This window comes from Desulfitobacterium sp. THU1 (genome assembly GCF_038181555.1).
In the GTDB taxonomy this organism is placed as follows: Bacteria; Bacillota; Desulfitobacteriia; order Desulfitobacteriales; family Desulfitobacteriaceae; genus Desulfitobacterium.
This window is the reverse complement of sequence record NZ_JBBWUA010000006.1, coordinates 52,132-64,273: the sequence shown is the minus strand read 5'-3', so window position 1 is coordinate 64,273 and position 12,142 is coordinate 52,132. Positions and strand designations below refer to the sequence as shown.

Annotated in this window: 11 protein-coding genes and 1 pseudogene; 8 read left to right on the top strand and 4 right to left on the bottom strand. The window is 40.8% G+C overall.

The features are described from left to right. The first annotated feature begins 107 nt into the window (after positions 1–107). The gene (locus AAC978_RS07475) at positions 108–398 is read left to right on the top strand and encodes a hypothetical protein (protein ID WP_341547416.1); all 291 of its coding nucleotides are present in this window, start codon (positions 108–110) and stop codon (positions 396–398) included. A gap of 200 nt (positions 399–598) precedes the next feature. Here AAC978_RS07475 and AAC978_RS07470 read toward each other — a convergent pair whose 3' ends face one another. Further along, positions 599–2,572: an AIPR family protein gene (locus AAC978_RS07470; RefSeq protein WP_341547415.1), complete on the bottom strand. Its 1,974-nt coding sequence runs from the start codon at positions 2,570–2,572 to the stop codon at positions 599–601. Positions 2,573–2,997: 425 nt separating this feature from the next. On the opposite strand from AAC978_RS07470, the gene AAC978_RS07465 reads away from it, so the two are divergent. The 4 genes and pseudogenes from AAC978_RS07465 to AAC978_RS07450 all read left to right on the top strand — a co-directional run bounded on the left by AAC978_RS07465 (position 2,998) and on the right by AAC978_RS07450 (position 7,360). Continuing rightward, positions 2,998–5,298, top strand: a complete 2,301-nt coding sequence (locus AAC978_RS07465; RefSeq protein WP_341547414.1) for a xanthine dehydrogenase family protein molybdopterin-binding subunit — start codon at positions 2,998–3,000, stop codon at positions 5,296–5,298. Then, entirely contained in the window at positions 5,285–6,121 is an 837-nt protein-coding gene (locus AAC978_RS07460; protein WP_341547413.1) for an FAD binding domain-containing protein, read from the top strand. The genes AAC978_RS07465 and AAC978_RS07460 overlap by 14 nt, the downstream gene beginning before the upstream one ends. Positions 6,122–6,124: 3 nt before the next feature. Continuing rightward, a pseudogene (locus tag AAC978_RS07455) lies at positions 6,125–6,595 on the top strand ((2Fe-2S)-binding protein); the annotation flags it as partial. A gap of 78 nt (positions 6,596–6,673) precedes the next feature. Continuing rightward, positions 6,674–7,360: a LysM peptidoglycan-binding domain-containing protein gene (locus tag AAC978_RS07450; RefSeq protein ID WP_341547476.1), complete on the top strand. Its 687-nt coding sequence runs from the start codon at positions 6,674–6,676 to the stop codon at positions 7,358–7,360. On the opposite strand, the gene AAC978_RS07445 is transcribed toward AAC978_RS07450, so the two are convergent. Beyond that, entirely contained in the window at positions 7,350–7,826 is a 477-nt protein-coding gene (locus tag AAC978_RS07445; RefSeq protein WP_341547412.1) for an FUSC family protein, read from the bottom strand. The two genes, AAC978_RS07450 and AAC978_RS07445, sit on opposite strands and share 11 nt — an antisense overlap. Positions 7,827–8,336: 510 nt before the next feature. On the opposite strand from AAC978_RS07445, the gene AAC978_RS07440 reads away from it, so the two are divergent. The 3 genes from AAC978_RS07440 to AAC978_RS07430 all read left to right on the top strand — a co-directional run bounded on the left by AAC978_RS07440 (position 8,337) and on the right by AAC978_RS07430 (position 9,478). Beyond that, entirely contained in the window at positions 8,337–8,480 is a 144-nt protein-coding gene (locus AAC978_RS07440; RefSeq protein ID WP_341547411.1) for a hypothetical protein, read from the top strand. Between the two features lie 54 nt (positions 8,481–8,534). Further along, complete coding sequence (locus tag AAC978_RS07435; protein WP_341547410.1) at positions 8,535–8,714, top strand: hypothetical protein; 180 nt, start codon at positions 8,535–8,537, stop codon at positions 8,712–8,714. A 218-nt stretch (positions 8,715–8,932) separates the two neighbouring features. Beyond that, positions 8,933–9,478: a hypothetical protein gene (locus AAC978_RS07430; protein ID WP_341547409.1), complete on the top strand. Its 546-nt coding sequence runs from the start codon at positions 8,933–8,935 to the stop codon at positions 9,476–9,478. Between the two features lie 93 nt (positions 9,479–9,571). Here AAC978_RS07430 and AAC978_RS07425 read toward each other — a convergent pair whose 3' ends face one another. Both AAC978_RS07425 and feoB read right to left on the bottom strand, forming a co-directional pair. After that, positions 9,572–9,745 (bottom strand): FeoB-associated Cys-rich membrane protein, encoded by a 174-nt coding sequence (locus AAC978_RS07425; RefSeq protein WP_341547408.1) that lies wholly within the window; start codon positions 9,743–9,745, stop codon positions 9,572–9,574. Beyond that, positions 9,746–12,100, bottom strand: a complete 2,355-nt coding sequence (feoB, locus tag AAC978_RS07420) for a ferrous iron transport protein B (RefSeq protein WP_341547407.1) — start codon at positions 12,098–12,100, stop codon at positions 9,746–9,748. Between the last annotated feature and the right edge of the window lie 42 nt (positions 12,101–12,142).

Sequence of the window (12,142 nt, the reverse complement as noted above, 5' to 3'; positions counted from 1 at the left end):
GATCAAAATGTAGATTCTGCAAACACAGAATAATTAAGGCAGCTGAGGAAAGGGCTGATTACTATTCTAGAGGCGAAGTAGAGTATAGTGATTCTCATGAAGCAAGGATGTTTAAGATAATCGAGTTTGCAATGGACAATCTCTTAGAGCCTGATAAAACAGATTATAAGGAGTTTTGCTCGCAGTTGAATATACAAATAGATGGTTTGTTTGATTTAGAGGAAAGAGATATTACAGTTTTTACGGGGCAATTGACCAGAGGAGATGTAAGAGAATGGGATAGTATTAAGATTAAAAGCCAATATGGCGAAAGGTATGCTACTGTATTTAGGATAAGTAAAGGAACTGAAAGCATTGCAATTTCTGTTAAAGGGGAAAAGCCGACTTTAACTTTGTAAAAGGCAATGCTTTTATAACAAATTAAATGTTTTAAAAATTATAAATAAACGGGTTGTACCCTTTTACTTGGTACCGCCCGTTTATATTTAGTGTTAGCAGTTCCGCATAGTAGGATAATGCGAAATTCACTGTTTCTTAGCATCCGGCACATTCTAAACATAATACGCAGTTCTGCTGTTGACATAATGAATTGGTTGTGTTAATCCAAAATCAACGATAGCCCCCATCCATAGGTCTGCGCATTGAACTCAGTAATAATTTTTGCTTGTAATATTTCTCCTAACTGGGCTTCATCACTGATATTTTGAATATATCTATTTGCAATATTTGAAATATGAATTGAGCCCCGCTTTCTACCGTCATCAGTCCGGAGCTCAACCTCAATATTATATAGTCTTAGTGCTGTAACTTGGCAAGATACTATTTGTCCCACACATAAATGTTCATCTGAATTTCTTGTGGATGTAAACTTCTCTACCTCTTTTAACAATCTAAATGTAAAGTCTCTACTCCGGAATCGAATGTCCGCAGGGATATCACCAGAAGCGTTTATTGTATTTTCAACGCAAGTACAGGCTGTATGTAATTCTCTCTGAAAACGCATGGGATCTTGTATAAGGGCAATTAAATCTTGAGCTTCCTTTTTAATTTCTTTACTGTTTCCACGATGTAATTTTGAGCTACATGTAAGTGCACGCATCGCACAGCAAATATGATATTTAAAAGACTTAAACTTCTTGTCAATTTGATTTTGCTTAATAGCCAGTTCGATAAAATACAAGTAGTAAGCCGAGATGTAATATGGTTCGACACAATCATCTTTGCCATATAGCCTTTTCTTATATGCTTCTAATAATTCTCCGTAATAACGATTAACACTATGCGGTTCATTTAAGAACATCGCGATATACGCAAATGTTTGTCCTGCCAATGAGACAATTCTGTATTTATTTATTGTTGCATCCATATCATATTGTTTTGACCGGCGCTCATAATAAAGGCGATATTCCGGTTGAATTGAAGCATAGTACTCTTGTAACGTCTTATGGAAGCGATTTGCGGACGAAAACGCTTCATATTTTACCTCAGTTTGCCTGTTAGAAGTATAAACAATTCTGTCAAGAACATCTTCATTTTCAACTTGAATAACCTTTGATAAAACCCACGAATTGTCAGTTAACATTTCCTTATTATCAAATATTACGCGGCTTGTTTGGCATCCATTTACAATTTGGTAATCAAAAATACTAATAATATCACCAGCTGTTTCTATGTTTTTAGCGATTATGGTAATACCATTATTAAGTACGGAAAAGCGCTCCTGATCCTTTTCGTCCAAAAGCGTTGTTCTAATTTCTGAATTGACTGGGTTATAACCTTGAAAATCCCGGACATTATCTTCGAAAATATTATTAAAGAGTTCACCATGGTCGTCCATCAATAATCTTGCCAAATCTTTGCATCTAATTAGGCCAAAATAAGCAACGCTAACACCAGGCATTGAGTAAAACGGCAGACGCTTTTCCATTGTAAATGTCCGACTTATCTTGCGTCTCATTTCATTATAGGTTGTTATGATTTTTTCGCTATCATAAGGGAAAAACTCAACAGTGGAAAAATCACCGCTTTCTTCGAAGAAACGCACATCTGTTTTATAATTGTTTGAAAGATTATTCCCCTCATTCCATTTGCCACAACATACATAGTACATCTCTAAGAAGGGCTTGCTTGATTGTTCAATAGCTTTTTCATAGATGTAATTCTTAATTTTGATTAAGTTTTCCATCTTTGCATTTGTTGCTGGCCTCACATCTTCTGGTTCAAAAAAATGCTTTACTCCTTTGAGAAAAATACTCATATCACCGCCATCAAAACTTTCGCTTGTCTTAGCCTGTATAAAAACAAATTTTATAGTAACTTTTCTTTTCTGATCGAAAATTGCGTGGCAAACGTCCATATCTGTAATGAGTTGATTATTTACAATTATGGCAACACCATCAAGACCGATTTCTCCTTTTTCAGTCATTACATCTTGAGGATCGAAACGTTCAGAAGTAACACGATTAATAATACACTTATTAATGAAGTGTTCGAATGCATCAGCAGGTCCGTATTTTTCAACTCCATATTCTTTAATGTGTGCATTCAAATAGCTGCGAATGATTTGATTCATAGTTTATTCCTCCAATTTAGACTGCGTAGTATTGCTATAATATTCACTATACCTCATTCAGCCTAGCTTCCCATTATAGACATTACTAATATTCTACATTCACCATTATTTTCCTTCGAATTAAATCATCATTCTACAAAATACACCCAATACAACTAAGGTATTGGTTAATCTTAAATGGGCTAAATATATCAAAAATTCATCATATTAGCTTAAATGAACTTCGCATTATAGATATTCGCTTTCTTAATTCAAACTTCTACTAATTCTTATAACGCGAACAAGGATTGGGCCTACGCTTCATGGAAAAGGACGGTGACCATTAATTCACTGTGTGAAAATCAATGTGATTTTGAAGTAATAGGACAAAAGTACATTCCAATATACATGTTATAGCGACGTCCAATATTAAGGAGCAGTATGACATGTTTTATATAATAGGAAAAAGTGTATTTAGAAAAGAAGCCCTGGATAAAGTTACAGGCGCAGCTAAATATACAGGTGATTATAATATTACCGGACTATTGCATGCCAGCATTGTCGCAAGTCCATATGCACATGCAGAAATTAAACAAATTTTAACCTCTGAAGCATGGAAAGTACCTGGCGTATATGCTATCGTGACCGGAAAACAGTGCCCTATTCTCACAGGTTCTCCTATTTTAGACAGACCACCTATTGCTTTAGATAAAGTACGATATCACGGAGAGCCGGTAGCATTAATCGTAGCTGATAGTGAACAAGCCACAAGAAAAGCAGCCGCTTTAATAAAGGTAGATTACATTCCTCTGGATGTTGTAAATTCCCCTAATGATGCTATTAAGAGTAATGCTCCACTCATTCATGAAAATCTAAAAGATTATAAGCTCTTAGAAGAGGTTTATCCAGAACCCGGCACAAACATTGCCAATCGTACCAAAATCCGAAAAGGGGATCTGAAAAAAGGCTGGGCTAAAAGTCAAATTACTATTGAATCAAATATTTCATTCCCGCAATCAGACCATGTGGCAATGGAAACCAGATGCTCAATCGCTCAAATCAAGCCTGATGGAGAAGTCATTATTTATACATCTACCCAAACCCCTTTTACAGTAAAAAGATTAATCAGTTTATATTTTAATATTGAGCCGCGAAAAGTTACTGTGAAAACGCCTCTCGTGGGCGGGGCTTTTGGTGGCAAAACAAGTGTGCAATTAGAGATTTTAGCCTACATTGCTTCAAAATCCGTAGGCGGTAGAGCTGTTAAAATGTTAAACTCTCGGGAAGAAGACATGATCACCTCCCCGGTTCATATAGGACTAGATGCAAAAGTCAAACTTGGATGTACAACAGAGGGGAAAATTACAGTAGCAGAAATCACCCATTTATTTGACAGTGGTGCTTATTCGGACAGAGGAGCAATTATAAGCAGGGCTGCAGCAGTAGATTGCAGCGGTCCCTATACTATTGACAACTTATGGTGTGATTCATTATGCCTATATACAAACCATCCCAATGCTGTGGCTTTCAGGGGTTTTGGTCACCTTGAGCTTACCTTTGCCATAGAAAGAGCAATGGATATTTTAGCTGATCAGTTAAATATGGATCCATTAGAATTAAGACTAAAGAATGCCATTATCCCCGGAAATACCACACCTACCCAAACTTTGCTAAACTCCAGTAATATTGGTAATTTGCCGGCATGCTTAAAAAGATTAAGAGAACTCATTCATTGGGATGAAGGAAGAAGGATCCCAATCGGAAACAACAAAGTTAGGGCAAAGGGTGTCAGTTGTATTTGGAAAAACTCAAACACACCCATCAATGCAAGTGGAGGGGCTATTCTTACCTTTAATCACGATGGAAGCATCAATCTCCATACCGGAGCAATTGAAATTGGCCAGGGAACAAAAACAGTCCTTGCTCAAATACTAGCCGAAAGAATGAAAATGGATATCTCTAAAATTCATGTTCACATGGAGGTTGACACGAGAATTGATCCGGAACATTGGAAAACAGCTGCAAGTAGGACTATTTATCTCGTTGGAAATGCAGTTTTGGAAGCTGCTGAAGATGCAATGCATCAGCTCAAAATGACGGCCTCTAGAGTGTTAAACATCTCCACTCAAGATCTGGATGTATCGGAAAGTAGGGTGTTTTGGAGGCAAGATCCAAGGGTGGGCCTTGGTTTTGAAAGTGTAGGAAGCCAAGTCATCGGACGGGGACGTTTTGTTATGAAAGGCCTCACCGGTCTGGATCCTGAAACCGGCAAAGGAAATCCGGGTCCTGAATGGACCGTGGGCGCCCAAGCTGTTGAAGTAGAACTGGACTTGAAAGAATATACCTATAAAATCTTAAAAGCCGTAACGGTCATCGATGCTGGGAAAGTGCTAAACCCAGAAGCAGCCAAAGGGCAGATTACAGGTGGTATGAACCTGGGCCTTAGCTTTTCAAGCCGAGAATACTTTATTTTTAATGATAATGGAATCATTCAAAACCCACAATTACGTACATACAAGATATTACACTTTGGCGAAAACCCTGAATACATTGTGGACTTTGTAGAAACACCTCAGATGGATGCTCCCTACGGTTCTCGGGGAATTGGTGAACATGGTGTTATTGGAATGCCGGCAGCACTAGCAAGCGCACTATCCGCTGCCGTACAGGTACCACTTAATTTTATGCCCCTCTTACCGGAATTCATTTGGAAAACAAAAGGGGGGGTAAGAAGTGATTCCATTTGACTTTGAATATTATAAACCAGCTTCAATGATGGAAGCAGTAGATACATTTAGATTATTGAATACCCAGGGAAAAGCGCCTTTATATTTTAACGGCGGAACAGAAATTATAACCATGGCAAGAAGATCCCATATATTCACCGAAGCTGTGATTGATATAAAAGGAATACCTGAATGTAATACCTTATATATTCAAAATGAAAAACTTGTAATAGGCGCCTCCGTAGCCCTTACCCAGCTTGAAGAATCCAATATTTTTCCCCTTCTAGGAAGAGCATCCAGAAAGGTTGCAGATCATACGGTCCGTAATAAATTAACTGTAGGCGGTAATATTTGCGGTAGAATAACCTTTAGAGAAGCTGTTCTGCCTTTTCTGCTTTCAGACAGCAAGGTGGTTTTGGCAGAACAAACAGGAATTAGAAATGTCCCTATTAATCAAGTGTTTAATAAAACGTTGAATCTGGAAGAAGGGGAGTTCTTAGTCCAGCTTGTAACAGATGTAGGCTACAGTCAATTTCCTTTTATGAGTATAAAGAAGACGAAGCAGGAAAAATCTGCTTATCCTCTTATTTCTATCGATTCCTTAAAAAAGGACGGACAAATCCGGTTTGCTTTTAGCGGCGTCTGTCCTTTTCCCTTTAGATCATCAAATATAGAGCAAGTTTTAAACGATAAGACTATTCCTTTAGAACTCAGAATAAATAAGGCACTGTCCATCCTTCCGGCTCCTATTAATAACAATATTGAAGCATCTGCTGAATATAGAGAATTTGTCCTTAAAAATACTTTATCAGATATTATTCTGATGCTTGGAGGGAGGAATTAGCCTATGTTTGTATCCCTCAACAAAAATAAAGTCCCTCTGGAAATTGACGTTAATGGTGAAATAAAAAGCATTGTGGCAAGACCTGCAGATACGCTGCTTTACGTACTGCGTGAGCAGCTTAGCCTCACAGGTGCTAAACCGGGCTGTGAGAATGGCGATTGTGGAGCCTGTACAGTTCTTGTCGACGGATGGCCTGTTAAATCATGTCTAATGCTCGCCGTTGAAGCAATAGGGCACAAGATAATGACAATAGAAGGGCTTAAAGATACTCCTATTCAAAAATCTTTTATAGAAAATTGGGCTTTTCAATGCGGCTATTGTACATCTGGATTTATTATGAATTGTTATGCATTATCAAAAATCCACCCGGATGCAAATGACGAAGTCATTCAAGAGTGGTTACAATCTAATCTTTGTAGATGTACCAGCTACGAAGAGATAAAAAAAGCTGTAAAATCGGTGTTATCTAAAAACAATTCTTCAAATCCAAAATCGGATCATCATCATTCTTCTCTTGGAATAAACGTTAGAGATAATAGGAGGGATGTAAAAATGAATTATACCATCCAATCCGGTGATTCGTTCTACTTAATTGCGCAAAAATATAATATACCGCTAAATGAACTGATCAGAGCCAATCCTCAGATTGATAACCCTGAGCACATTTTTCCCGGGCAAATAATTGACATACCCCTAAGCAGTTGTTCGCAAGTACCTAGTCGATATCGTCTGCCAGATCCTTACCCTGAAAGACGTGTTGTCGGTAAAAATCCCTACTATGCTCAACTCATATTTGACGATTATGCTGGAAAAGTGAGCGAGACAACAGCCATCATGCAATATATTCATCACCATATGGAGATGGAAGCAACCCCTTCTTGGCAGGAAGTAGCCGACCTTGAAGAAGGGATTGCTATTGTTGAGATGCTTCATCTGGACATGCTAGGGGAAATAATCATCCACTTAGGCGCATCACCCTACTATCACGACGGCAGACAACAGCCCTGGACCCCTCAATTTATCGCCTATCACAGCTTCGATCCGTGTGCACAGCTACGTGCGGATATCCAGTCCGAATACGATGCCATCCACCAGTATCAGGCCCATATTGAAGTGATTCAGGATCCCTTTATTCAGGCCCTTCTTGCCCGGATTATTAAGGATGAGGAGTTTCATATCAAACTCTTTTCCGAAAAACTAGCGAAATTCTGCGGGGAGATTATCTCTCCTAACCCTTAACCTTTCCCATAATAGTACCAACAACCCATTTTACTAATATGGCTATAAATACACCAATTATGGTATCTCTGACTCGATCTATAGTATATCCCCCATTATTGTGGAATGCCAAAATAAGGAGAGCACTTATCGCAGCATGATTTCCAACCTCATTGCTTAAAGCCAACAGCCTGGGCATTCCCATCCCTAATAAAACAACAAGTCCGATACTCCAAGCGTTGCTTCCTATATAAGGAGCAATAAAACCAGTCGCCAAGGCGCCTAAAAACGTACCAATTATCTTCAGATACCCGTGCAGAATGGATTCACCTAGCGTTGCATGTAAACATATTATCACTGCAAGAGGAGCTAGATAAGGATGACTTGACCCGGCAATCTTAGATAATTCACAAGCTAAAGATGCACCGATAGCATTTTGGATAATGGTAATATTATTTATCTTCGAATTATTGATACTTGTTGGCATATATTCTATTCTTCCTAACACTTTGATTTTGCCTTTAATTGTTCACATACCTTTTTAACGTGAATTAACTATGATTAGTTTATTTTTTACAACTTAATTAGCTTATATCCTCACAATATTGTAATGAATATATTCTGAATAAAGAAAACTTGGCTGGCGCCCGACGATGAAGACACTGTCACTACAGATTTGGCACTTCATTTCAGAGGATTTGCATATAGACAGAAAGCCTTCCCTTGCTGAGAGCACAGCTGAGGAAGGCATTTTGCTTAGCTTCAAATTCAAAAATGATTACCATATTGTGGCAGAATAGGCAAACAAATCATACGATGTACTATCTTCAAAAAAGGAGGAATTCAAATGGCATTTGGTGCTGAAGCTTGTGGCGGTGGCGGATATGGCCTTGGAGCAGGAATTGCAATCGTTGTGGTCATCATTCTTCTTCTAATCGCAATGGGAATCGTATTCTAAGTCGTCTAATCAGAAAAATCTAAGATTGGAGGTAGAGTCATGTACGGAATGGGTTATGGTATGGGCCGTGGTGGTGCTTGTTGTCCCACTGTCGCACCTGTTGCAGGAGTTGGTGTTGGTGTTGGCGTAGGGATTATCGCTATTGCTATTTTAATTCTTATCGCTTTAGGCGTAATTTTCTAAAGGAATATACTCCTTCTTTAAGTTAATAAAGACTTGGAAAGCGAGGTCTTTGGGTTGGGTCCTAGTAATGTAAACAATGTCTCGAACGCTCCGACAGCCGGGAATTTCCTAGCTCAACGTCCTGTACCAATGGGTTTGCAACGTTTTCTGGCTAAGAAAGGAATTAACTCGCCTGAAGAGCTAAATGAACGCATGCAGTATGCACCTCGTTTACCGTGGAGAAGGCCACGCTAATCGAAAAGCCGGGTTATTTCCCGGCCTACATACTATCTAAAGAGACGCCCGAGTACAAACCCATATTTAGATTTGAAACTAAGGTGTTTAGTCACAATTTACCCGTCTGTAAATAACATATTATAAATGTTAATTTCCTAGGCCACTATGAGTCGGTTCAGTGACTCAGATATACCCAAAATAGAACACTTGGTTAAGGCTGAGAAAGAAGGGTAAAAGTGAAAAAGCTTAATATTCTAAAAGAGCTCTTAGGGACAATTAAAGAATCTATGCCTGTTTCGGAAGCTAATGATAACAATGGTCCCGTCAATAGCGAATTAGTGAATTCGATGGATTATAACGCGGAAGAACAAGCCATAAGGACCTTATCAATAGACTTTGCAAAATCCTTAAACGACCGCGATTTTGAATTCTTGGACGGCAGAGCAGAGTACCATCTCTATACAGTGGACCATCTCATAGAACTTATTAAAAGTAACGATGAGCAAACTACCGCGGATTTCCTTATTGAAAACAAGCTTAAAGTCAAGTACGAAAGTTGCGAATTTCTTTCGATTACTTTTAGTGAGAATATGGAGCAGGCAACGGTAGTATATAACGTTAAGACCTGCGTAATAAGTGCAGAGAAGAAATATTTTAAGGAGCTAAACAAAAAAAATAACTTGAAGAACGAAATTAGTAAAGATACTCCTTTTAGCACTACTTATACGCTATTTGTAAAAAAGGAAAAAGGAACTTGGAAGATTGACAAGTTTACAATCTAATGGCCATAAAAAGTGCCCCGCCTTTCAACTATAGAGAAACGGGGCACTTTCTTATTGTCATATTGTATCGCAATATGACTTTTTATCGCTCCCTCATTTCTTCAGCCTTTTCTCCTGCTCTTGAGGGGTGCAGGAATAACTGCAGGAACTGCAGCCTCCGCTACAGCTGCCGCAGGGGTTATCCTTTTTCCTCCAGATGGAGCGGATAGCCGCCACAAATCCTATTGAAATGAGCACTAAAAGGAAAATACTTAATCCATCCATCATCTACACCCACCCCATCAACATTCCTAAAAGATTCACTAACAGAGCAGCCAACCAGGCGATGGCACACTGCATGACGACCACGCCCAAGGCCCATCTTCCTCCTAGTTCACGCTTGACGGAAGCAATCGTCGCTACACAGGGGGTATACAACAGGGTAAATACCAGAAAGACCATGGCTGAAAAGGGAGTGAAGAGGGTGGCTAAAGTAGCGGAGGAGCCTTCCAATAATACGGTCAGGGTGGACACCACGCTTTCCTTGGCCATGAATCCCGTGATCAAAGCCGTGGAAATCCGCCAATCAGCTAAGCCCAGAGGCTTAAGAAGTGGGGTAAACACACCTGCCAGCATAGCAAGCAGGCTGGATTGGGAGTCGGAAACCACGTTCAGACGTGTATCAAAATACTGCAGGAACCAAATGACAATCGTAGCCACAAAGATCACAGTAAAGGCTCTAGTAATAAAGTCCATGGCTTTGTCCCACAGAAGCCGCCATACGTTTTGGAAACCAGGCATACGGTAATTGGGCAATTCCATAACGAAGGGAACCGGCTCACCCTTGAACATGCTTCCTTTTAGGAGCAAAGCAAAGAGCACCCCGACCACAATCCCGCCAAAATACAAACCGATCATGACCAGTGCGCCATGCTTGGGGAAGAAGGCCGCCGTAAAGAGAGCGTAGATCGGTAGTTTAGCCGAACAACTCATGAAGGGAGTCAGCAAAATCGTCATCTTCCGGTCTCGTTCGGAAGGAAGGGTTCGGCTAGCCATAACCCCGGGAACGGAGCAGCCAAAGCCGATCAGCATGGGCACAATGCTTCGGCCGGAAAGGCCGATTTTGCGCAAGAGTTTATCCATAACAAAGGCCACCCGAGCCATGTAACCACTATCCTCTAGGAAGGATAGAAAGAAAAACAAGGTCACGATAATCGGCAGGAAACTTAAGACACTGCCTACCCCGGCAAAAATCCCGTCGATGATCAAGGAATGAACTACAGGGTTAATCCCGTAGGTAGTCAAGCCTAGATCCACCAGCTCCGATAACCAGGTAATTCCCATCTCCAGCAAATCCGATAGCCAAGTGCCAATCACCCCGAAGGTCAACCAGAAGACGAGCCCCATGATGCCGATAAAGGCAGGAATCGCTGTGACTTTCCCTGTCAGTACTTTATCTACAGCCACGCTGCGGGCGTGTTCCTTGCTCTCTTTCGGCTTCACCACGGTGGCGGCACTGATTTTCCTGATGAATTTAAACCGCATATCGGCGATGGCAGCAGCATGATCTAAGCCACTCTCATCCTCCATTTGCTGTATGATATGGTCAAGGAGCTCCAGCTCGTTGGGGTTTAAGTCTAAGGCTTGGATAATTGCTTTGTCCCCTTCGGCAACCTTACTGGCCGCAAAGCGCACAGGAATCTGAGCACGCTTGGCGTGATCTTCAATAAGATGGATGATAGCGTGGAGACAGCGATGGACCGCACCGTTATCATGTTCCGGATCACAAAAATCCATTCTGCCGGGGCGTTCTTGATGCTTTGCCACATGGATGGCGTGGTCGACAAGCTCCTGAATTCCTTCATTCTTATTGGCAGCGATGGGGACAACAGGAATACCCAGCATATTCTCCATTTCATTGATGTGAATGGAGCCACCGTTATTGCGCACTTCGTCCATCATATTCAAGGCCAATACCATCGGAATATCTAATTCCATCAACTGCATGGACAGATAAAGATTTCTTTCAATATTGGTCGCATCGACGATGTTAATGATTCCTTTTGGCTTGTCCTTCAGCAAAAACTGACGAGTCACCAGCTCTTCACTGCTGTAGGGGGACATGGAATAAATCCCCGGTAGATCCGTAACCAGCGTATTGGCATGGCCTTTGATTACCCCGTCTTTTCTGTCCACCGTGACGCCGGGAAAATTACCGACCCGCTGATTGGAACCTGTCAGTTGGTTAAAGAGAGTCGTCTTGCCACTGTTCTGATTACCGGCCAAGGCAAAGGTCAGCACCTCGCTGTCCGGTAGTGGGGCCCCATCGGCCTTCGTATGAAAGATACCGGTTTCCCCTAAGCCCGGATGGTGGACAGGTTTGCTCATTCTTGAATTATCCATTAATTGTTCAGGATCTTGAACGGTCTCAATCTCTATTTTTTCCGCATCTGCCAGACGTAAGGTTAACTCATAGCCGTGGATACGGAGTTCCATGGGATCTCCCATAGGCGCTAATTTTACCAAAGTTACCACCGCACCGGGTAGCACACCCATGTCAAGGAAATGCTGACGCAAGGCACCACTTCCGCCTACAGATATAATCAAAGCACTTTGACCTACACCTAATTCATTCAGCTTCATATGTTTCTCCTTCTGAGGTTCATGTGTTTTTTCACATTGGGT

Excerpts from the sequence above, each read along its gene's own strand:
- AAC978_RS07475 (WP_341547416.1), top strand. The coding sequence starts at position 108 with ATGTTTAAGATAATCGAGTTTGCAATGGACAATCTCTTAGAGCCTGAT.
- AAC978_RS07470 (WP_341547415.1), bottom strand. The coding sequence starts at position 2,572 with ATGAATCAAATCATTCGCAGCTATTTGAATGCACACATTAAAGAATAT.
- AAC978_RS07465 (WP_341547414.1), top strand. The coding sequence starts at position 2,998 with ATGTTTTATATAATAGGAAAAAGTGTATTTAGAAAAGAAGCCCTGGAT.
- AAC978_RS07450 (WP_341547476.1), top strand. The coding sequence starts at position 6,674 with ATGAATTATACCATCCAATCCGGTGATTCGTTCTACTTAATTGCGCAA.
- AAC978_RS07445 (WP_341547412.1), bottom strand. The coding sequence starts at position 7,826 with ATGCCAACAAGTATCAATAATTCGAAGATAAATAATATTACCATTATC.
- AAC978_RS07440 (WP_341547411.1), top strand. The coding sequence starts at position 8,337 with ATGTACGGAATGGGTTATGGTATGGGCCGTGGTGGTGCTTGTTGTCCC.
- AAC978_RS07425 (WP_341547408.1), bottom strand. The coding sequence starts at position 9,745 with ATGATGGATGGATTAAGTATTTTCCTTTTAGTGCTCATTTCAATAGGA.
- feoB (WP_341547407.1), bottom strand. The coding sequence starts at position 12,100 with ATGAAGCTGAATGAATTAGGTGTAGGTCAAAGTGCTTTGATTATATCT.